This is a genomic window from Acinetobacter sp. NBRC 100985, from assembly GCF_000241225.1.
Taxonomy (GTDB): domain Bacteria; phylum Pseudomonadota; class Gammaproteobacteria; order Pseudomonadales; family Moraxellaceae; genus Acinetobacter; species Acinetobacter venetianus.
On sequence record NZ_BAEB01000002.1, the window covers coordinates 1 to 22,874 of the forward strand.

At 37.9% G+C, this 22,874-nt stretch carries 19 protein-coding genes and 2 pseudogenes; 11 read left to right on the forward strand and 10 right to left on the reverse strand.

What is annotated here, in order from left to right; genetic code table 11:
• Positions 1–180 (forward strand): hypothetical protein (locus ACT4_RS17370; protein ID WP_034604381.1); only part of this gene is annotated, 180 nt, incomplete at its 5' end.
• Between the two features lie 79 nt (positions 181–259).
• On the opposite strand, the gene ACT4_RS00750 is transcribed toward ACT4_RS17370, so the two are convergent.
• The gene (locus tag ACT4_RS00750; protein ID WP_007478655.1) at positions 260–1,462 is read right to left on the reverse strand and encodes a site-specific integrase; all 1,203 of its coding nucleotides are present in this window, start codon (positions 1,460–1,462) and stop codon (positions 260–262) included.
• A 272-nt stretch (positions 1,463–1,734) separates the two neighbouring features.
• On the reverse strand, positions 1,735–4,383 hold the full coding sequence (alaS, locus tag ACT4_RS00755) for an alanine--tRNA ligase (RefSeq protein ID WP_007478657.1): 2,649 nt from the start codon (positions 4,381–4,383) through the stop codon (positions 1,735–1,737).
• A 255-nt stretch (positions 4,384–4,638) separates the two neighbouring features.
• Between alaS and ACT4_RS00760 the strand changes: the two genes are divergently transcribed.
• The 6 genes from ACT4_RS00760 to ACT4_RS00785 all read left to right on the forward strand — a co-directional run bounded on the left by ACT4_RS00760 (position 4,639) and on the right by ACT4_RS00785 (position 10,661).
• Positions 4,639–5,664: a type I glyceraldehyde-3-phosphate dehydrogenase gene (locus tag ACT4_RS00760; protein ID WP_007478659.1), complete on the forward strand. Its 1,026-nt coding sequence runs from the start codon at positions 4,639–4,641 to the stop codon at positions 5,662–5,664.
• A gap of 29 nt (positions 5,665–5,693) precedes the next feature.
• Positions 5,694–6,005: a hypothetical protein gene (locus ACT4_RS00765; RefSeq protein WP_007478661.1), complete on the forward strand. Its 312-nt coding sequence runs from the start codon at positions 5,694–5,696 to the stop codon at positions 6,003–6,005.
• Between the two features lie 143 nt (positions 6,006–6,148).
• Positions 6,149–6,676, forward strand: a complete 528-nt coding sequence (locus ACT4_RS00770; RefSeq protein WP_007478663.1) for a GNAT family N-acetyltransferase — start codon at positions 6,149–6,151, stop codon at positions 6,674–6,676.
• A gap of 137 nt (positions 6,677–6,813) precedes the next feature.
• Positions 6,814–7,908, forward strand: coding sequence for a hypothetical protein (locus ACT4_RS00775; RefSeq protein ID WP_007478665.1), 1,095 nt, complete (start codon positions 6,814–6,816; stop codon positions 7,906–7,908).
• A 205-nt stretch (positions 7,909–8,113) separates the two neighbouring features.
• Complete coding sequence (locus ACT4_RS00780) at positions 8,114–9,280, forward strand: ATP phosphoribosyltransferase regulatory subunit (RefSeq protein WP_007478666.1); 1,167 nt, start codon at positions 8,114–8,116, stop codon at positions 9,278–9,280.
• A gap of 61 nt (positions 9,281–9,341) precedes the next feature.
• Positions 9,342–10,661 (forward strand): adenylosuccinate synthase, encoded by a 1,320-nt coding sequence (locus ACT4_RS00785; RefSeq protein ID WP_007478668.1) that lies wholly within the window; start codon positions 9,342–9,344, stop codon positions 10,659–10,661.
• 364 nt (positions 10,662–11,025) lie between these two features.
• Here ACT4_RS00785 and ACT4_RS17375 read toward each other — a convergent pair whose 3' ends face one another.
• A complete protein-coding gene (locus ACT4_RS17375) occupies positions 11,026–12,033 on the reverse strand; it encodes a YafY family protein (protein WP_007478670.1) in 1,008 nt (335 codons plus the stop codon).
• Between the two features lie 213 nt (positions 12,034–12,246).
• Between ACT4_RS17375 and ACT4_RS00795 the strand changes: the two genes are divergently transcribed.
• From ACT4_RS00795 to ACT4_RS00810, 4 genes and pseudogenes are all read left to right on the forward strand, one after another.
• On the forward strand, positions 12,247–13,800 hold the full coding sequence (locus ACT4_RS00795; RefSeq protein WP_004878625.1) for a circularly permuted type 2 ATP-grasp protein: 1,554 nt from the start codon (positions 12,247–12,249) through the stop codon (positions 13,798–13,800).
• Between the two features lie 87 nt (positions 13,801–13,887).
• Positions 13,888–14,489: pseudogene (locus ACT4_RS00800) on the forward strand (alpha-E domain-containing protein).
• Positions 14,486–15,265, forward strand: coding sequence for a transglutaminase family protein (locus tag ACT4_RS00805; protein WP_007478677.1), 780 nt, complete (start codon positions 14,486–14,488; stop codon positions 15,263–15,265). Before ACT4_RS00800 ends, ACT4_RS00805 begins: the two are co-directional and overlap by 4 nt.
• Positions 15,266–15,281: 16 nt before the next feature.
• On the forward strand, positions 15,282–16,016 hold the full coding sequence (locus tag ACT4_RS00810) for a proteasome-type protease (RefSeq protein ID WP_004878630.1): 735 nt from the start codon (positions 15,282–15,284) through the stop codon (positions 16,014–16,016).
• Positions 16,017–16,058: 42 nt separating this feature from the next.
• Here ACT4_RS00810 and alr read toward each other — a convergent pair whose 3' ends face one another.
• From alr to ACT4_RS00845, 7 genes and pseudogenes are all read right to left on the reverse strand, one after another.
• Positions 16,059–17,129 carry an alanine racemase gene (alr, locus tag ACT4_RS00815; RefSeq protein ID WP_007478679.1) on the reverse strand — a complete coding sequence of 357 codons (1,071 nt, stop codon included), beginning with the start codon at positions 17,127–17,129 and terminating at the stop codon, positions 16,059–16,061.
• Positions 17,130–17,185: 56 nt separating this feature from the next.
• Complete coding sequence (gene dnaB, locus ACT4_RS00820) at positions 17,186–18,631, reverse strand: replicative DNA helicase (RefSeq protein WP_004878633.1); 1,446 nt, start codon at positions 18,629–18,631, stop codon at positions 17,186–17,188.
• A gap of 170 nt (positions 18,632–18,801) precedes the next feature.
• On the reverse strand, positions 18,802–19,248 hold the full coding sequence (gene rplI / locus ACT4_RS00825) for a 50S ribosomal protein L9 (RefSeq protein WP_004878635.1): 447 nt from the start codon (positions 19,246–19,248) through the stop codon (positions 18,802–18,804).
• Between the two features lie 9 nt (positions 19,249–19,257).
• Complete coding sequence (rpsR, locus tag ACT4_RS00830; protein WP_000090661.1) at positions 19,258–19,485, reverse strand: 30S ribosomal protein S18; 228 nt, start codon at positions 19,483–19,485, stop codon at positions 19,258–19,260.
• Between the two features lie 11 nt (positions 19,486–19,496).
• The gene (gene rpsF / locus ACT4_RS00835; protein WP_004878637.1) at positions 19,497–19,880 is read right to left on the reverse strand and encodes a 30S ribosomal protein S6; all 384 of its coding nucleotides are present in this window, start codon (positions 19,878–19,880) and stop codon (positions 19,497–19,499) included.
• 129 nt (positions 19,881–20,009) lie between these two features.
• Positions 20,010–20,747 (reverse strand): DUF3142 domain-containing protein, encoded by a 738-nt coding sequence (locus ACT4_RS00840; protein ID WP_050934461.1) that lies wholly within the window; start codon positions 20,745–20,747, stop codon positions 20,010–20,012.
• Between the two features lie 6 nt (positions 20,748–20,753).
• Positions 20,754–22,863 (reverse strand): annotated as a pseudogene (locus tag ACT4_RS00845) (hypothetical protein).
• Between the last annotated feature and the right edge of the window lie 11 nt (positions 22,864–22,874).

Sequence of the window (22,874 nt, forward strand, 5' to 3'; positions counted from 1 at the left end):
TTTTTAAACTATAAAACTTTAATTAACAATAATGATTGTAAATCGGACCAATGTTTTATGAATAAGGCTTTGCCTGAAACTAGCATTGAAAAAATTACACTATTTAAAGATTGTATGGATGAGAATATGCGCTCTTTAACTAAAAATGAAGTTCAAGGTGTATTAAATCAAATAAAGTAATGAATATTCATCATAGTGCTTAGCAATAAAGAAAGCCCAGATGGGCTTTCTCATAACTATAATTTTCTCGATTTGTGAGCTATTCACTTAGTGATTTTAACTTATCAATCCACTTTGTATATGCTTCAGTCTGTGGCGGTAAGTACTCATAATAATCATAAGTACCTTGTTCACCAGGCATTACATGGCCAATCATAAGTTGTGCAACGTCTCGCGATGTAAATGCACTGAAGTTAGTACGTGCTGTTCTTCTTAGATCGTGCAGAGACCAATGCTTCATATGGTAATCATGATGCCTTCTGAGACGCTCCATAATATAACCAGATAATGAGTTAGAAGATCCATGACTCATGGGTGTGTCTTCATTATCATTTGTTAGGAAATACACAGAATTGTTGTAGTCAAAAGCTTCTACAATTAATGCTTCCATTTCAGGCAAAATTGGGCGAATGATTTCACGACCAGTTTTCTTACCAGTCTTATTGTTCACTACAGGAACAATCCATACTTTTCTGTTTAAATCGAAATCAGACTTCTTAGCTGCTCTGAGTTCGCCATTTCTACAGCCATACATTAAGCATAGTTTTAAGAAAATTTTGTTTTTGGGCAAAATATTAGATTCTTCAATTGCCATCCAAACCATTTTGATTTCTTCATCAGATAGAAATCTAGTACCTCTATTTCGTTCAATGCCTAGATCTTCTTTCGCATAGATATCAGACAAAACATTAACTTCAAGTAACTGTCTTTTTTTAGCCCACTTTAAAACCTGTTTTGCATTAGTAAGTACACGATCAGAGATAGAAGGAACATCTTCTGCCAATTCTTCAAGTAAGGTTAACCACTGCTGAAGAGTGATCCGCTCGATTGGTAAATCACCAATTTCAGGTATGACATGCTGCTCAAAAGTATTTTTAATCTGTTGGGCAGATTTTTTCTTCTTAGCACAGTGACTCTCATACCAATCGTTAAACACTTCTTCAAAGGTACTGGCATCAATATATTTTTGCTGTTGTACACGTTGCTCAAGTTTTGGGTTAAGCCCCTTATCTAAGAGCGCACGCATCTCACCAGCTTTGATTCTGGCATCTTTTAATAGAAGGTGAGGGTAAGTACCTAGATCAAGTCTGTCGGCTTTCCCTGCGAATCTGTAACGAAGTTGAAAGACAATTTTGCCCTTAGGTGAGATTCGAACACTCATAGAGTCACGGTCTGCTATTTCTTCAACTTTTTCACGAGCCTTGCCGTTATTAGCTTTCAGCCACATTTCAGTTAAAGCCATAGTCCACCTGTGTACATAATTTTTGTTAAGCAAACGAAAGGTACGAATATGTACATAATTGATCAGACTTATTCTGTCCTATTATGTCTTAGTGTGTCTATATTAAAAGTGGGAGAAATATTGAAAAATAAGGCTTTTATTGTAGTTTTTGTCTTGGTCTGTCTTAGAGTGGCTTAATGGTATTAATTCTTTTGAACGATTAATGCCATAGTTGTTCCATATAAGCCATGACCCTGAGAGGCATCAGGGCCAGTTACACAAAAGTGAAGTTCTTATTGCTCAAGCCATGCAGGTAATGCTGCGATCACTTGATCAAACTTCTCGTTTAGTGGCGCGCCACCTTGTGCTAAGTCAGGTTTACCACCACCTTTACCACCAAGCTCTTGAGCTAAGTGTTTGATGATGTCACCTGCTTTTAGAGTTGCAGCATATTGTTTAGCGACGGACGCGATTAAACTCACTTTATCGCCTTCAACGCCAGCTAAAATAATGACTGCATCTTCCAATTTTGATTTTACGCTGTCATGTAGATTGCGTAGTGACTTTGCATCCAGACCTTGAACAGTCGTGATAAGTGTTTGACGACCAGCAATTGTTTTTACTTGGCCGAGTAATTCAGCTGCTTGGAAACTTGCTAACTTCTGATTAAGTTGTTCAATCTGTTTTTGCAAGCTAGACGCCGTATCAACAATTGCTTCAACCTTCTCAACGGTTTGCTCTTTTTGAGCTTTAAGTAAACCATTGATTGTCTGAATATCACGATCGGCTTTTTGAACAGCTTCGAGTGCTTTTGAACCTGTTACCGCCTCGATACGACGAACACCTGCGGCAACACCGCCTTCAGAGGTGATCTTGAATAAACCAATATCACCTGTACGTTTTACGTGAATACCACCACATAGTTCGATCGAGAAGTTTTTCTCTTCAATCACAGAACCCATAGATAATACGCGAACTTCTTCGCCATATTTTTCCCCGAAAAGCATCATTGCGCCTTTCGCTTTTGCAGATTCGATATCGAGAAGTTCGGTAGTGACTGGAGTATTTGAGATCACTTCAGCATTGACTAAACGTTCGATCTGTTGAATTTGTTCAAACGTAACAGGTTGATCATTGGCAAAGTCAAAACGTAAAATATCGCTTGCGACCAAAGAACCTTTTTGTTGAACGTGATCACCTAAAATCTGACGTAATGCAGCATGTAAAAGGTGAGTCGCAGAGTGATTGCGAGCGGTTGCATCACGTAGATCTGCTTTAACAGTCGCTTCTACATTTTGTGAAGTTTTTAGACTACCAACAGTAACGATACCTTGGTGTACAAATGCTCCACCAGATTTTTTTGTATCTTGAACTTCAAAGATACCCGTATCGTTCTTGAAGATACCTGTGTCACCAATCTGACCACCACTTTCTGCATAGAAAGGGGTTTGGTTCAATACGATAAGTGCTTCATCACCTTCGTTAACTTCATCAACCTGAATGCCATCTTTATAGATCGCAACAATTTGACCTTGACCCTGAGTTGCATCATAACCATCAAATTGTGTTTCGCCTTCGACTTTAACAATGCTGTTATAGTCAACTGCGAATTTACCAGCATCACGAGCACGTTGGCGTTGAGCAGCCATTTCTACTTCGAAACCAGCTTCATCAATCGTTAGATCACGTTCACGTGCGATATCAGCAGTTAAGTCAGTTGGGAAGCCATAAGTGTCATAAAGTTTGAATACAGTTTCACCTGCAATCACATTGCCTTTTAGTTGAGCGAGTTCACCCTCTAAAAGTTTTAAGCCTTGCTCAAGTGTCTTGGCAAACTGTTCTTCTTCACGGATTAGAGTTGCTTCAATAACATCTTTGCGTGTAACTAATTCTGGATAAGCTTCACCCATGACCTCGATGAGTGGTTGTAGCATCTTGTAGAAGAATGTACCTGTTGCACCTAGTTTATTACCATGACGTACTGCGCGACGGATAATACGACGTAACACATAACCACGACCTTCATTTGAAGGATTCACGCCATCTGCGATCAAGAAGCAGCAAGAGCGGGCATGGTCAGCAAGAACACGTAAAGAAGGTTGGCCTTCTTCTTGAATGCCAATGATGTCAGCAGCTGCTTTTAACAAATGTTGGAATAAGTCAATTTCGTAGTTCGAATTGACATGCTGAAGCACAGCTGAAATACGCTCCAAGCCCATACCTGTATCGACAGAAGGTGCTGGAAGAGGGTGCATAACACCATCCGCAGTGCGGTTGAACTGCATGAAAACGTTGTTCCAGATTTCGATGAAGCGATCGCCATCTTCTTCTGGTGTACCTGGTAATCCACCCCAGATATGGTCGCCATGATCATAGAAAATTTCAGAACAAGGGCCGCAAGGACCTGTATCACCCATTGCCCAGAAGTTATCTGAAGCGTATTGACCACCTTTGTTATCACCGATACGGATAATACGCTCGGCATCTACGCCGATCTCTTTATTCCATATGTCAAAGGCTTCATCATCAGTATGATAAACCGTGACATAAAGACGATCTTTTGGTAAGCCTAACCATTGTTCGCTGGTTAAAAACTCCCAAGCGAATTTAAGTGCATTTTGTTTGAAATAATCACCAAAAGAGAAGTTACCTAACATCTCAAAGAATGTATGGTGACGAGCAGTATAACCGACATTATCAAGGTCGTTATGTTTACCACCTGCACGTACACATTTTTGTGATGATACTGCGCGTATATAGTCGCGCTTTTCTAAGCCTAAGAAACAATCTTTAAACTGGTTCATCCCAGCATTTGTAAACAGCAACGTTGGGTCGTTGGCGGGAACGAGAGAACTCGACGCGACACGTGTGTGGCCTTGCGATTCAAAATAACGCAAAAAAGCTTCACGAATTTCAGCTGATGTCATAAAACGAGTACTCACAACCAAGACACTCCATAATTTTGAATTTGGCTATATGCAATGAGGAAAGTTGTTTTAAGTTCTACAATCGAACCTATTGCATGGCATAGATTTTAAAAGTGCTAAATTATAACGGAAAATGTGTGCCCAACCAACGATTTTACAAGCAATATCATATAAAACTGTGTTTAAGCTAAAAATCTATATTCAACAATGCTTCTCATGTTTTACCATATAGCATAGAAAAGATGATGTTTTGATGAATAAGGATGCTACATGCAACGTATCGCTATCAATGGATTTGGTCGAATTGGTCGGAATGTGTTACGTGCATGGTTTGAAAACTCAAAGAAGTTTCAATTTGAAATCGTTGCCATTAATGACATTGCTGATGTACAGACTTTAGTGCATCTTTTTAAATATGATACGACGCATGGTCGTTTTGCTGGACAAGTTGATATTCAAATTGATGGCGAGCACATTTTTTTGAACATTCAGTCAAATCAACGTCAACTCAGATTACAAGTGTTTAATAACGAATGTCCTGAATGTCTACCATGGGAAAAATTAAATATTGACGTGGTGCTTGAGTGTACAGGTCTTTTCCGCTCCAGAGCTGATGCAACGCGTCATGTTGAGGCAGGAGCAAAAAGAGTCATTATCGGGGCTGCACCTTTTGATACCGTTGATGCTGCGATTGTTTATGGTGTAAATCACGCAGACGTAAAACCCTCGGATCAAATTATTTCAAGTGTTTCATGTACAACGCAAGCATTGGTACCACTGGTTAAAATCATTGATGATGCTTTTGGTATTGAAACAGCACTGATGACTGAAATTCATGCGGTAACAGCGGATCAATCTGTTTTAGACCATGCACATCGAGATTTACGTCGAGCAAGAGCATCTGGACAAAATATCATTCCAACGACATCAAGTGCTTTAGGTGCATTGAAACGTGTTATGCCAAAAATGGAAGATCGTATTGATGGATATTCGATACGTGTACCGACCATAAATGTGGCGGCAATTGATCTCACCTTTATTTCTCAATCACCAATTACCGTACATAAAATAAATGAGGTGTTGGTCAAAGCGGCACAATTTGATTATGCTCAAATTATGCAAGTGACAGATGAGGATCTTGTATCAAGTGATTTTAATCATTCACCATATTCTTTGATTGTAGATTTAACACAAACAATCGTTGTAGGCCATCAGGCGAAAGTTTTTGCATGGTATGATAATGAATGGGGCTATGCGAATCGCTTGTTAGATTTATGTGAATCATTTAATAAATAATCGTAGAGAATAAGAATTGGAGAGGGGAAATGGGATTAATGATGATGTGGGGTTTCATTATCTTATTAATGTTGGCAGTTGTTTTTTTATTTTGGTTTCAATTTAAAAATGTAGAAGTGAAAACTCAAGATGTTGAGGTTCTCCAGCTTGAGGAGAAAGTGCTTCATTTAGAGCTACACCTTAAAAAAAGCTTAGAAATTATGCAAGATTTGGCAAAGAAAATGCATGTTCAACAAGAGGTGTTGGATAGAACAGTGGCGAATATTGCCGCACTAGAAAAACAAAATGCCGAACTAGTAAATGTTTTAGAGATCGTAGTTAAAGGTGGTAAAGGGAAATAGTAAATTAAGTTGTTATATGTTTAAACTTTCAAATTGATTGCATTTAGTTTAATGATATAAGCCTATTTTCAGACATGGGAATGATCTTACTATTTTTATTTAACTTCAAACTATTAAAATTCATAATAATTTTGAGGATGTGAATGAAATATAATTTAAGTAACTTTGAATTCCGTCTTACTTGTGAAGATGATTGGGAGATACTTAAAGCCATTCGTTTGCAGTCATTATTTGATAGTCCTGATGCATTTACTGCAACTTATGCAACTACTGAGAAATATCATGAGAAAGAATGGCGTAATCGGGCAGCACAAAGGACTAACAATCAATATATTCTCGCGATTCACAATGCTCGGGCAGTGGGTATAGTTGGTGGAACTCTTAATTCTGAGTTAGAGTTTAATCTGATTGCTATGTGGGTTAACCCTTTATTTCGTGACAGTAGTATAGCAGATCATTTGATTGTTGAAGTTAAGAAGTTAGCGATTTCTAAGGGACATCATCGAATTGTACTAAGCGTCTCCGATCATAAACTGCATGCGAAAAATCTTTATCTTAAACATGGTTTTCAATTTTTATCTAAGTTAGATGGAATCTCTCTTCGTTCTGATACAACTGATACAAAAAGTCAAAAAATGGAGTGTTTTATTAAAGGTATAGACTTAGATTAATTATTAGAATTTTATTAAACTAACTGTTTCGATATTTATGAAAATTAAAAATAAACTCTAGGATTTTTTCTTGTTAGCTTTTTACTGTTTTTGATATTATTTTAGCTTCTAAATAAATTGAAAATGATTGTTGACCTATGAAGCTTGGATCAAAAAAAATAACAGGAACTCTTATTATATTTTCAACATTTATTTTAACAGCTTGCGGTGGTGGCTCGAATCAGAGTAATGATAAAAAATCTGATGATGAATCATCTGAACAAAATGCACTGTACAAAGTATATTATCAACCATTTAATGTCTCATCTGGTTTGAGCACAGATTTTTTTGAGATAACAACATATCTGATTCAAGACAATCAAATTAATTTTAATAAATCACATAACCAACCTTTAGACAGAAGAATTTTAACTGAATCTAAAATTTTAGAAATTGGAACACCGCAGAGCAATGTCTTCAAAAGACTTACACCTACTCAATGGCGATATGAGCGTACATCTGAGTTGCAACAGGATTTGAGTTTTGAGTTGGTGCAATTAGATGGGCAAAATGTTTTTGATCGCGTATTGCCAGGATATCGTGAAAATATTAATTTAAGTTCCAATGAAACAAATGGATTAAATCAAAATTTAATTAAATTTTATCAAAATTATAAAGATACTGTTTTTCCTAAAAATAGCATTTGCTATCGTTTAAAGGAAACGCAATGGAACCAGAATCATATTACTCAAGTCGATTCATTCGATAGTCCTTCCTTCGCAGAAGTACGTGAGCGGATTGTTAACCAATATGAAGGCTTGAAATATCCTCCGATTTCAAATCAATCTGATTATCAACTGGCTTGGGGAAATTGGCATGGATATGATTGGATATTCTTATTAAATAATTTAGATGTAGAAGAAACAGTTGGAACAATAGGTGATGCTACTGATCAATCTGCTTATGCTATTTATACGCCATCGCAGCCGTGGTCGGTAGAGCAGAGCTTAAGCTATGCTCGCGATCAGCTAAATTCATTTGAAAAATATGATAGGGATGATCAAATTAGTCAAATGATTATATTGGGTCAAAAGATGCGAATTGCAAACTTAGAAAAAGGCTGCTTTGCGTTTAACTTACAGGCGATTAAAACACTCAAAAAATTAAATCTGATCAATTGGAAACAAGGTGATAGTTCAGATGTTGGACAGTTCTTTGGATCACGAACGATAGTCGACGCTAGTCATGAGTGATTTTTAATTAATTGAATCTATTTATTAAATTCATAAATATGTGCTGATGTGCTGGAGGCAATACGATACCGAATTATTCAAATTCTCAGGTGCATCGCATAAATCTTCGTGCTACACTACGCTGAATCGGGCATTCACCCGATTTTTTTATGTGGTTGCTTTTTATGTGGATGCCTCCACATTGAACAGATTTTAGGTTTGAAACATGACCATTTCAGAGACATGGTTGCTACCAGATGGGGTAGCAGATGTATTGCCAGAACAAGCGCAAGTCGTTGAAACTTTGCGTCGCGCAGCTTTAGATTTCCTTGCAGTTCGAGGTTATCAATTGGTATACACACCATTTATTGAATACATTGAATCGTTGTCGTCATTATCAGAATCTAATCAAGATTTAGACTTAGTGACTTTTAAAGTCATTGATCAGCTTTCTGGTCGTTTGCTTGGTGTGCGTGCAGATATGACGCCACAAGTTGCGCGTATAGATGCGCATGTACGACCAATTGAAGGTGTGGCTCGCTATTGCTATGCAGGTACTGTGCTTCATACTAAACCACAGAATTTTAATGCAACGCGTGCGCCTTTACAGCTTGGTGCAGAGTTATATGGTCATGACAGCATTGAAGCTGATGTTGAAATGATTGATGTGATGTTGGCTTTGATTGAGCATACGCATACTTTAGATGGCGCTCATTTAGATTTAGGTCATGTTGGTTTATTCCGTAGTTTAGTAAAGCGTGCTGGTTTAAATAAAAATACAGAAAATCAGCTCTCTGATTTATATCAGCGTAAAGCATTACCTGAACTTGAAGAGTTTACTAAAGATCTTGCAATGGGTGCTGATTTTTATGCTTTAGGTCGTTATGCGAGTGATCTAGATGCATTACAAACGCATCTAAGCCAAGATATTTTAAATGATATTGATTTTAAAAATGCATTTGATGCATTGAAATCTACTTTTACTCAAATTCAGTCACGTTGGTCTAATTTAAATATTGGAATCGACGTTATCGAGTTACGTAGTTATCACTATCATACTGGTTTGATGTATGCCATTTATGCGCCAAATCGTGCTGCGCCACTTGCACAAGGCGGCCGTTATGATGGTATTGGTGAGCACTTTGGACGAGCACGACCAGCAACTGGTTTTAGTTGTGATTTATACGCTTTAGGCGCAACTCAATTTGTAGAAATTGAAACGATTGTTGCACCTAAAGGAAGTGAACAAGATTTATTAAAAGCAATTGCAGATGCACGTCTGAACGGTTTACGTGTCGTGCAGTTGTTAGGTAATGATGATTTAAGCTCAGTGCCATATGCGACACATCAAATGGTGTCTCAAAATGGGCAATGGGTCATTGAAAAAATTTAATTGCTAAGCTGGCTCTACAGCTTAGTTTCCAATTTTAACAGCATGATGTAATGAGGCTATTATGGGCAAAAATGTTGTGGTACTTGGTACCCAATGGGGCGACGAAGGTAAAGGTAAAATCGTCGACCTGCTCACAGATCAAGCGGCTGCGGTTGTACGTTATCAAGGTGGTCACAATGCAGGGCATACGCTTGTCGTAGGTGGTAAGAAAACTGTATTACACCTCATTCCATCAGGTATTTTACGTGAAAACGTATTGTGCTTAATTGGTAATGGTGTGGTGTTATCACCTGAAGCTTTAATTAAAGAAATGGCAATTTTGGAAGAAGAAGGCGTACCTGTTAAAGAACGTTTACGTATTTCTCCAAACTGTCCTTTAATTTTGCCAAACCATATCGCACTTGACCAAGCACGTGAAAAGAAACGCGGTAATGCGAAGATTGGTACAACTGGTCGTGGTATTGGTCCTGCTTACGAAGATAAAGTCGCTCGCCGCGCTGTGCGTGTTGCTGACTTGATTCGTGGTGGTGAATTACTTGAAGAAAAACTCAAGGAAATGCTTGAGCTTCATAACTTCCAACTTTCTCAATTCTATGGCGTTGAAGAAGTTAAGTTTGAAGATGTACTTGCACTTTGTAACGCTTGGCGTGAAGTGCTTGCACCATTAGTGATTGATGTCACTAAAGTGTTACATGATTACCGCAAAGAAGGTAAGGCAATCATGTTCGAGGGTGCACAAGGTTCTTTACTTGATATCGATCATGGTACATATCCATTTGTTACGAGTTCAAATACCACTGCTGGTGGCGTAAGCTCTGGTTCGGGTATGGGGCCATTACATTTAGATTATGTATTGGGTATTACAAAAGCATATACAACTCGTGTAGGTGCTGGTCCTTTCCCTACAGAATTGCACTATGATGCTTCGACAGATACAGGTGATGCAATTGGTCGTCATTTAGGTACTGTAGGTCATGAATTTGGTGCTTCTACTGGCCGTCAACGTCGTTGCGGTTGGTTCGATGCTGAAATTCTACGTCGTTCTGTAGAGGTGAACTCACTATCTGGTATTTGCTTAACTAAACTTGATGTATTAGATGGTTTAGAAGAAGTTAAAATCTGTATCGGTTATGAAGATGTGGATTCAGGTTGTGCAGGTTCTTCTGATGCGATTTCATTCGAAAGCTTGAAGCCGATCTATGAAACAATGCCGGGCTGGAGTGAATCTACAGTTGGTTTAACTCAAATTGAGCAACTGCCAGCAAATGCATTGGCTTATGTACGTCGTATCGAAACTTTAATTGGTTGCCCAATTGATATCGTTTCAACTGGTCCAGACCGTGCAGAAACAATCGTTTTACGTCATCCATTTTCAGCTTAAGCTAATGGTATGATTTAAAGCTCCCTTTGGGGAGCTTTTTTATTTTATAGATTTATATATTCAGTATATCTAGCAGAAAAATAGATTTTAACTGCAATCTTTGTTATTTCTCTGGCTAAAAAATCATTGTTATATTGGTTCTTCATTTAAATAAAGAGGGTTTTAACAATGACCAAAAAGCGGATTCGTTACAATGGTTATGAACTTGCATGCTGTTTTTAATTAAACTCATCGTGATCATAGAGTTCAAGCCAATTTTAAACAGTGGGGGAAATTGGCTTAATTCAAATTAATCTAAGAAAAAATACTGATTATTTAGGATAAATTATATAAAAATTTTAGAGAACCTAGATGGTTCTCTTTTTTATTTAGAGTCTTCAATTTCTTTGACGGCATTATAAACAGCAATTGGTTCGATATTTAATAGCTTTTTGCCAAAACTTCTTAGCCACCAAACGAGCTGAGATGTAAAAGGAACATTTGCTGAGACTTCAACAATATTTTCTTCTAATGGCGTGATGATCTGGTCTTTACTTAACTGACTTTCATAAAAGCTTTTGGCAGTATTCTCAGTCATTGTGAGTTTAAGCAGAATTTGTTCAGTCGGTTTACTGTAATCAACACGGAAACCTAATGCACCAGAGTCAATATAATGATCAATGTCAAAATTTACAGGATGTAAGGCACGGCTTTCTAAAACGGTCGCTGCTTTAAAACGGTGCAGCGCAAAAGTTTGGACATCAGTTTTATCATTTCTCGTGCAAATAAGATAAATAACAGCACCTCTTTGAACCAAAGCGAGTGGATTCAAAATATACGTTTTATCTTCGCCTTGGTTTGTTCGTGCGCTATAAATACACTCAATTTGTTTATCTTGCAAAAGACCTTCATAGATCGCTTGTTGAGCTAGTTTATCGACCATTGGTGGAATGAGTGGTTGATTGGCAGGCACAATACGAACGCGATTGATCCATTGTCGAACGTTATTTTGAGTCGATAAACTGCGTTTTGCGAGGTCGAACCAAGGCATCATTTCTTCGAGTAAACTTGGTGGTAGCAAATGTCTTAGGTGTTCCTCAACCATCATAAACGTAACAGCTTGAGAGCTAGTCATATGTGGCAAGCTTTGAATTGGTGCATCTGAGCGCCAGCGCCAACCTTGAGGAACTGTTTTGTTGCTTTCAATTGGAAAGCGTTGTGCAATTTGATTTAGATCACGTTGAATGGTGCGTAAACTAATATCGATCCCTTCTCGTTCTAATATTTCTTGAAGTTCACGTGTTCCCATCCATTTCCCTGTCGAGAGACGAGATAAGATTTGCCATTGGCGATAAAGACTATTGGATGTTTCTTTTTCTTGTGCAGATGACATATGCGTAATAAATAATTCAATGCTCTAAAGCACACACAATAAAAAAACTATTGGCATTTGGCAAGCGCATCATATCGAGATTACGTATTTACGACTGAAACGTCGGCAGCTTTGCAGGAGTATGTTTAGGCTGTATAAAAAATATCCATCAGATATAAGTGGCATCGAAATTGCTTTGCTAGTTATATAAATAAATGATGAGACGAGGTTTCTATGTCAGAACAAGAACACAACCTACATGTCAGCACAGATTATTATGCGCCAGATCAAACGGCTGCAGCAGTATCAGTACATTCGTCTACATTTATTCAACAGCTCAATGTCACACCAAATTTATTTGAGCAACTCAAATCGCAATTTTTCAACGAAATGTTAGACGATAAAAGTATTAACGGTGAAGCTTCTAAAAAGATTGAACAATGGTTAAGTCTGCGTAGTTTGGAGGATCTTAAATTACTTGGTGCACAAGCTAAACAACATTTTCTCTATCAAGGTATTACATTCAACGTTTATGGTGATCATGAGGGTACTGAAAGAACGATTCCTTATGATTTAATTCCAAGAGTCATTGAAAAGAAACAATGGGAAAAAATTTCAACAGGCTGTGCACAACGTGTCAAAGCATTGAATCTATTTTTAGATGATATTTACCATCAACAAAACATTTTAAAAGATGGTTTGATTCCAGCAGCTCAAATCATGTCGCATGAAGCATTTCAGCCACATATGTTGAAGCATAATCTAAAAGGTAAGATTTATTCGCAAATTAGTGGCATTGATATTATTCGAGACGGTCAGGGCGATTTTTTTGTGCTGGAAGATAATTTAAGAACACCATCTGGGGTGTCTTATATGATCGAAAGCCGCAAAATCAGCCAAACACTCATGCCTGATTTATGTTCTAGTAATAATTTACAGGGGATTGAGCAATATCCAACTTTACTAAGAGAAGTTTTAGCAGAGAATGCACATGTCGATAATCCGTTGATTGTTGTCTTAACACCGGGACGTTTTAATAGTGCTTATTATGAACATGCATTTCTGGCCCGTGAAATGGATGTTCCACTAGTGACAAGTCGAGATTTATTTGTTGAAAATGATCATGTTTTTGTGAAAACAGTTCGTGGCCGTCAGCAAGTGGATGTGATTTATAGACGTTTAGATGATGATTTCTTAGACCCTTTAACTTTTAGACCAGATAGCACGCTTGGGGTTGCAGGGCTGATGTCTGCTTATCTGCAAAATAATGTAGTGATTGCAAATGCGCCGGGAACGGGTGTGGCAGATGATAAGTCGATTTATCCTTATGTTGATCAAATGATTCAATATTATTTGGGAGAAAGTCCAATTCTAAATAATGTGCCAACTTATCAATGTCGTGATGCTGAGCATTTGGATTATGTATTAAATAACTTAGAAAAATTAGTTGTTAAAGAAGCTCAAGGGTCTGGTGGTTACGGTATGTTGATTGGCCCTCAAGCAGACCAAGAGCAAATAGAAGCATTTAGACAGAAAATTATTGAGTCGCCATGTCTTTATATTGCTCAGCCGACATTAGCGCTTTCTGTCGCACCGACTTTAACGACGGAAGGTGTTGCTGAAAGACATATTGATTTACGTCCTTTTGTATTGAGCTCTCCTTATCGTACTGAAATCGTGCCGGGTGGATTGACCCGTGTTGCAATGCAAGCAGGCTCTCTAGTTGTAAATTCCTCTCAAGGTGGCGGAATTAAAGATACATGGGTTGTTGAAACACTACGATCTTAGAATCTACCACATGGAACTTTAGCTTAAACACTTATTTAAACATGAGTGAGTGTTTAGGTCTTTTATTAACGATAAGGGAGGACATTTATGCATTTACTCAGCTCAAGCGCACAACATATTTATTGGTTAGGACGTTATTTATTTCGCATAGGTTATGTGGCTCAACATTTGCCTTTTACAAATGACCAGCAAGCCGAGACATTTGCTCAAGCATTATGTTTACATATTGATGATGCTGAAAATTTGAATCAGTTTATGCTTGATCCGCAGCAACCATATTCTTTAATCAGCCAGCTTGAGATCGCTAGAGATAATATTCAAGAACTTAGAGGTCTTTTAACAGCAAAAGCATATGCAGAGTTGAATCATTTAATCAAAAATGTGAAGTGTGAGGCTGAAAATATTCGTGCAGTAATTGATGATTGCTGTGAAATTCTAAAAGCTGAACAGCCAGATATATTTTTATTTTTTATTTAGGACAAAGCATAGAGCAAATAGATACTTACTTTCGGTTCCAGCATAATATTCACAATGTATTAGAAACGGTTGATCCAGTTGTCGTTCAGTTATATGACTTAGGATGGCAAGATCTGCAAAGCAGTTGGGAGATTCTAAAAAATCAACCTTATGTAAACCAGTTCTATGCCTTTACATATCAGCTAGAGAATCAATTTGAGGTATACGCATGAAGCTGATGGTGAATCATCAAACGCATTATCGTTATACTCAGATTGCACGAAATAGTGTGCAGTCGATTAAGATGATGCCTCAGAGTTCGAGGCATCAGACGATTGAAAACTGGCATATTAGTGTTCCTGGAGAATATGCCTGTAAAAGAGATGCTTTTAATAATTTATGGATTACGGCAACTCAACGACATGATTACCGCTACCTGACGATTATGGCGCAGGGAATAGTTGAGCTTTTTGACACCGAACTTGGTTTTTTTGAAATTGATGTTTCGCCTATGTTGTTTCTACAGCGTACTGCGATGACACATTGTGATTTAATGATGTTTGATTTTGCGCAATCGATAGTCAAAATTAAAGATCGTCAGCACTTGATACTTTTATCTGAAAAAATATTGCAACAAATGCCATATCAGCCTGAGAGTACTTCAGTGACTACCGCGGCGATTGATGCATTTTATGCAGGTCAGGGGGTCTGCCAAGACCATGCACATGTGTTTATCACTATGTGTCGCGCCTTACAGATACCAGCTCGTTATGTTTCTGGTTATTTATATGACCAGGACCAACCACACCTCGCCAGTCATGCATGGGCGGAAGCTTTTATTGAAAATGAATGGTATTGTTTCGATATTAGTAACCAGATATTTACGCCTCAAAATCATATCTATGTTGCGGTTGGTCGAGATTATCTCGATGTCGCACCAGTACGTGGTGTGCGTGAGCAAGGCGGAGTAGAAAGTATGATGTCTGTGGTTCAGGTTTTAGCTTGTTGAGTGTAAAGAGAGAAAGATGACCTATTGTTGTGCATTGAGATTAGAGCAAGGTTTGGTATTGATTAGTGATACTCGGACGAATGCAGGGGTCGATCATATATCTGTTTTTCGTAAATTACATACCTTTGGCGTTGAAGGTGAACGATTTATCGCGCTACAAACAGCGGGTAATCTAGCAACAACACAGGCCGTTATTGGGCATTTACAAAATGCTTTGGCCTTAGATCAAGAGCCTAATTTATATACCGTAAAAACAATGTTTGAAGTTGCAGAACTTGTCGGTAAAACATTACGTAAAGTTTTAGAAGACATCACGACAGATACGCAAGAGCAAATGAATTATTCTTGCAGTATTTTGGTAGGTGGCCAAATTAAAGGAGAGGACATGGAGCTTTATAATGTCTATCCTCAAGGGAATTTTATTTGTGCGACAACGGATACACCATATTTTCAGATCGGTGAAAGTAAATATGGCAAACCTATTTTAGATCGTGCTTTACATTTTACAATGCCTCTAGATGATGCATTACGCTGTACCTTGATTTCTTTTGATTCGACTCTACGATCAAATGTTTCTGTTGGGCTGCCTTTAGATGTCTTGGTTTATCATAAGGATAGTTTCTTGATTCCAGAAGGGAAGAGAATCAATGAGGAAGATCCTTATTTTAGTCAAATTAGCAAGCAATGGTCTGAGACATTAAGACGTGGTTTGCAGGAATTGCCAAAGCCAACTTCGGATTATGGTTTGTAAAACTAAAAATCCAAGCAATTGCTTGGATTTTTTTTAATATTCCTATTTCAATTTTCGCACTGGTCGGTTACTCAGTCTGCATAGTAGCTCATAACCAATAGTACCGTTTGCAGTCGCAACATCATCCACTAAGCGAGTATTTCCCCAAAGTTCGACTTGAGTGCCTATTTCAGCTTTAACCTGACTAATATCAATTGCAATCATATCCATGCTTACTCGCCCTACAATAGGAACAAGTTGCTGATGAATCGCAACAAAGTTAGGGTGAATAAATGCTCGTGGATAGCCATCCCCATAGCCAATTGAAACTATGGCAATATCAGCATTTTGTGTAGCAGTATAAGTAGAACCATAGCCCACATATTCGCCTTTTTGGATATGATTCAGTGCAATAATTTCTGCACTAAAAGTCATCACTGGCTTTAAGTCTAGGTCGTGCACAGTTTTATCTGCAAATGGGCTCGCACCATAAAGCATGATACCTGGGCGGACATAATCAAAATGTAGCTCTGGATATTTATAGATTGCAGCAGAATTACAGCATGAAGCAAGGATGGGTCCACAAGCCTGTTTTACAGATAAAAACTGTTCAATTTGCTGCTGATTGAGTGGGTGATCTGCATCAGCATTGGCGAAATGCATGGTCAATACACAGGTGAATCCTTCAGCTTTTAAGCATTGAATAACATCAATAATTTCATTTATTTTGAAGCCTAGGCGATTCATACCACTATTGAGTTTGACCCAAACCTTTAAGCCTAAAGCGTTATAAGCTTGTTTGTGGGCGAATAGCCATTCAACTTGTTGACGATGATGAACGATACATTCCAGTTTATGCTCAATCACTTGCGTCATTTCATCTTCAGAGAATATGCCTTCAATTAAGGTAATGGATTGTTGATATCCCAATCGCCTGATTTCTAAAGCTTCCTCTAAGCAGGCGACACCAAAGGCATCTGTGGTATTTAAGGCGGCTAAGCAGTTTTTGACTCCATGTCCGTAAGCATTGGCTTTTACCATACTTACAATCTTTGAATGTGGTGCAAGTTGTTTGACACGGTTTAAATTATATTGAAGTGCCTGACTATCAATATAAACTGTTGCTTGGCGCACCCTGAGTACTCCTTTGGGACGGCTTGGGAAGATATATAAGAGCTAAAAATTAAAAATTATTCCTCGTCATCATATTGAGCATAGAACTCAGGCGAGAGATTACTAAAACGCGTATATTGACCTTCAAAGGCAAGACGAACAGTACCAATCGGACCGTTACGTTGTTTACCGATAATGATTTCTGCTGTACCAGCTTCTTTTGATTCTTTGTTATAGACTTCATCACGGTAGATGAACATGATCAAATCGGCATCCTGCTCGATCGCTCCTGATTCACGTAAATCTGACATAACAGGACGTTTGTTTGGTCGGTTCTCTAGACTACGGTTAAGCTGTGAAAGTGCAATCACAGGACAATTCATTTCTTTGGCCAAGGCTTTAAGGCTTCGTGAAATTTCAGAAATCTCGCCGACACGGTTGTCGCCCATACCTGGAACTTTCATCAACTGTAAATAGTCGACCATGATGCAGCCAATTTTACCGTCATGCATTTTTGCAATACGACGCGCACGAGAACGTACTTCTGTCGGTGGTAGTGCTGAGGAATCATCAATGTACAAATGCTTTTCTTGAAGTTGAAGAATCGTACCTGTAACTTTTGACCACTCATCACCATCAAGTTTCCCTGAACGTAAATGTCCTTGGTGAACTTTGCCGTAAGAAGAAATTAAACGCATCGCAATGGAGTCGGCTGGCATTTCCATTGAATAAACCAGCGCGGGCAGATTACAGTTAAATAAAACACTTTCAACTAAGTTCATTGCAAAGGTTGTTTTACCCATAGAAGGACGTGCAGCGACAATAATTAAGTCACCTGCCTGCATACCATAGGTTTTATTGTCTAGCTCAAGGAAGCCTGTTGAAAGTCCTGTGATATTACCATCCATTTTGGATAGTTCATCCAGTTTGCTAATGACATCAGCAGTAACTGAGCTAATTGATTTAGGGCCAGCATCCTTTTTATTGTTATTGTGCTGTTCTGCTAACGAAAAAATATTGGTTTCAGCTAAATCTAAAATTTCACTGACAGGTCGACCTTTCGTATCATAAGCATTTTGTAAAATATCACTACTGACTTTAATCATGCTGCGTAGGGTTGAGAATTCTTTAATTTTATTGGCATAGGTTTCCAAGTTATAAAAACTTGAAGGGGAGTCTGCCATGAGTTGCATTAAATATTCTTCACCACCAATTGCATCTAATAGGTTTTGCTTGAGCAACCAGTCATTAACGAGTACAGCATCATAAGGTGAGTTTTCTTGAGCAAGCTTTTCAATTGCGCGATAAATATATTTGTGGCGCGTCGCGTAAAAATCATTTTCTTTGAGTAAATCACCCACTTGCTCAAATGATTCTGCAACAGTCATTAGTGCTGCTAAAACTGCTTGTTCAATTGCAAGGTTATGGGGGGGAGTTCTGAATTCTTTGAGTTGACCTGAGTCATTCACTTTACTCTCTGTGTTGGGAGTATTTTTTGCAAAATTGGCATTTGCCTGTGACATAACTAGACCTAATAAAAAAATGAAACCGTAAATGAATGACTATCTTAATCCAAATGGATTCAAACAGGAGGGTTTAATTGGAATAAAATTGTTTAATTGGTGAAAAAGTACAGCCTAAATTTTAGGCATAAAAAAAGAGCATGTAAAACATGCTCTTTTCTTTGCAGAAATTACTCAGATACGATAGTAACGAGAACTTCAGCAACAACATCATGATGCAATTGGATTGCGATGTTGAATTCACCAGTGTGGCGAAGCGCACCGTTTGGTAAACGAACTTCTGCACGGTCAACAACAAGACCAGCATTAGTTAAAGCATCAGCGATGTCACGAGTACCGATAGAACCGAATAGTTTACCTTCGTCACCAGCTTTAGCAGTGATCACGATGTTAACTTCGTTCAATTGTTCAGCACGTGCATTCGCAGCAGCTAATACTTCAGCTTCTTGTTTTTCAAGTTCAGCACGACGAGCTTCAAATGCAGCAGTGTTTGCTTCAGTTGCAGCTACAGCTTTACCTTGAGGGATCAAGAAGTTACGACCGTAACCAGCTTTAACTGATACTTTGTCGCCTAATTTACCAAGGTTCTTAATGCGTTGTAATAAGATAATATCCACGGCTCAACCTCACTTATGATTGTCAGTGTAAGGAATCAAAGACAAATAGCGAGCTTGTTTAATTGCTAACGCTAATTGACGTTGATAACGAGCTTTAGTACCTGTAATACGGCTAGGAACAATCTTGCCATTTTCAGTGATGTACTGTTTCAAAGTGTCGATATCTTTGTAGTCGATGTACGCAACATTCTCAGCTGTAAAGCGGCAGAACTTGCGACGACGGTAAAAACGTGCCATTGATGTTCTCCTTATTCAGCTTCTTGAACTGCTTGTTGTGCTTCTTCACGTTGAGCTTTACGCGCACGTTTTTCTTCAGCACTCTTAGCAAGTAAAGATTCTTCAGTAATTGCGTTTTCACGACGGATGATGATGTTACGAATGATTGCGTCGTTATAACGGAATAATTCTTCTAATTCATCAAGAGTCGTTTGACCACATTCAACATTCATAAGAATGTAGTGTGCTTTGTGAATTTTGTTAATTGGGTAAGCCAATTGGCGACGGCCCCAATCTTCTAAACGGTGAATTTGACCTTCAGCTTCTTTGATCTGAGAGATATAGCGTTCAACCATACCTACAACTTGATCGCTTTGGTCTGGATGTACCAATAGTACGATTTCGTAGTGACGCATTGTCAGCTCCTTACGGTTTAAGCAGCCCCTAAATATAAAAATTAGAAGCAAGGAGTCATAACTAAAAAGTTATGTCGCAAATTGCGAAGCTGCGATTTTAGACACCTTTCACTAAAATCGCAAGTTAATTCATGTTTTTGATCGAAGCAAAAAGATCACATAGCCTTTAAAATTGGGATCGTTGGTGTATTTCACATCTTTTTGATAGCGACCACCTTGTACAAAACCAATTTTATAGGGCAGCTTTAAGGTCGAAATTCGCTTTAAGTATTGTGAATAATTCGGAATCGTGGTTGTGCCTTGATAGGTTTGAATAATTAACTCATTAATATTTTGTCTAAAAATAGCTAAGGTCGTTTGATCTTTAAAATTAGCCCAATCAAGCAAGCCAGTAATACTCAATTGATAGTTTTGTGGAAGTTTATGTCTCAGTTTTTGTAGAAAAAAGGCGTAATCCCTAAGGTTCTTGGTTTTACTATCAAAATCAATTTGAATACCAATGACATTGTTTCCTTGATTTTTCCACTGAGCGAGACGATTAAAAATATTTTGGTAATCCTGTTCAGCCCAATTTAAATGATGAGTTCTAAATACTAACCAGATTTTTTGATGGGGGAGTTTTAAAACAGAAATACCTTGTGGAATAAGCACAGAACTTTGCTTTTGTTTAACGTAGCGAATCTCGCCTTGTAAGATATAGAGCTCTTTTGCATTGATTAGATAAGGGGCGGTTTTAATGTCACCCCAAATCCAGAAACTGTCAAAATTATTTGCATCAATTGTTGAAGTCGCTGACTGTGTGGGTTGGCATGCATTTATGCTAAACATGAGAAAGAAGCACGCAACAAGCTTTATTAACTTCAACATATTGATTTACCAATAATACTTCAGTGATTTTGCCCACGACGTATTTGGATACTCTTTTTTAATCCGATCAAACCAATTTTTTCGTGTTATTGAACTCACTTCATCATCATTACAATCATTTATTCCGCTTGGCGCATAACACTGTACAGCACGATAAAGGGCATAAGCTTGCAAGTCACCTTTTGATGAAGACTTGATAATGTCTTTATACACTTGCCCACGAGCAAAAATCTGTCCAGAAAAACTTGAATGTTGCTTTTCGGCGTAAGTAAGTTGCTGTAATGAATATCCTTGTTCACTCCGAATATATTCACCTAAACATACATTTAATAATGGATCTTTGGGTGAGGAAATGAGTTGTGTAATTAGCGTTTCAAGACGATTACATTTGAGTTGAGGCGTAATTGTTGTTCCATTCCATATAAATTGTGCAAATTCAGGCTTGTTTTTTAATTGTTCGTTTGAGCTGTTATAACCTTGGTATTGATCTGCATTTTTTGGCATGTAAGCATAAGTTTGTTTGAATAATGCATAGTCTTGGTGGATTAAACTTTTACTTAATAGGGTAAAAGTTGCTGCTTGTTTTTGATCAATCGTACTTTTATCTGACTGGATAATCGCTTGTAAGCTTTTTGCGTCAGCAACTAGAGTAATAAAGTTTCTTTGAAGGTTTGCTTGGCTAATTTTTGCAGTTTTACCAATAAATGCAGAATAGTCTTGTTTTGCATTCAGATGATTTGAGAGAGCGGTTTCAAACAGCGATTTTTGATAGTTATCTTTTGCATGTGCAAGTAATTGTCCCCAGTACGCCTCAGCAGTATTCTTTTGCCCAGTTTTTTCTAAAATTTGACCTCTCAAAAAAATCTGACTGAGTTGCAAATAGTTTTTAGCGGTATAACTTTCTTGTGGAAGATAACTAAGCGCTTCTTTGGCTTTATTTTGAATAAAGAATAGATGCATCGCCTGTAAATATTGAAACAATTCCTGCTGATCTTTGAAGTAAGGCTTTTGAGCATTCAATTGTGTCCATGAAATTGGACGATATTGATCAGAGGATGATTTCCTCATATACATGAGATCATACGTTGCCAAAAAGAATGGATCTTTGAGCTGTTTGGGATCGAAATTCCTACTTTCAAAAATACGGCGGTTAACTTCAGCAGGGAGTTGATTGACCGTTAGATTGTAAAACTTTGATTTTGGATTTTGGATTTGCCATACAATTTCATTAATCAGTAAATCTTGTCGTCCAGCAAGCCAAAAACCACGACGCATAAAACCACGAGCACTCGCGACATATTGCCCATTTGGATAGGTCTTTAAATAGGTGCTAATGTGATCTAAAAAGGCTTTTATGAGAGGGGCGTTAATTTTGTCTAAATTAACGTCGCCGTATTGATTCATGCCAGTTGCATAAGCGGCAGTAAGCGATGTACGAATGAGCATATATTGCGAAGTTTCTTTTAGCCAAGCATCTTCAACAGTTGTAAGAACGGTATATATTTTAGTAGCTGCTACATAATTTGCTTTATAAAATAAAATGCTGGCATTGAGATAGGATGCATATTGCCTAGTGGTTACAGACCAATTTGGGTCTACCGCAATTAGCTCAATTTTGTCACCACATTGATCTATCTTTTCTCTCGCTTGAATCAGAATTTGTTTTTCATTTTCAGGAATTAATTTTGTTTTTTACTTGGGAATTAAAAACTTGTTTACCTGAACTCAATGTTGCACAGCGTTCATCAAAAAACGTATCGTCACTATCAAGTTGTTTTCTTTGATTTGGAATTTTATTACTGACAACATAAGGGAAAGAAGAGGCTTCAAATGGAACTGAGCCATAAAAAGCATCCCATAAATTTGGATCAGCAGATAATGGTGCAATCGTTGCTAAGCCTGAATCGCTGAGCAATAACAACATATTGGTTTGATTATCATTGGCTGGGTAGAGAATGGGTAAATTGCTGCAAGATTGATATTCATTGCTATTCATAGCGAAATCAGGTTCACAAGTGATATCCGCACCTGCATATGCAATATGGCTATGATAAGCAATGAATGAAAAGCACGAATAAATGATAGCTTTTGAGATTAGATTTTTATGTAGATTCATTATGGTGATAA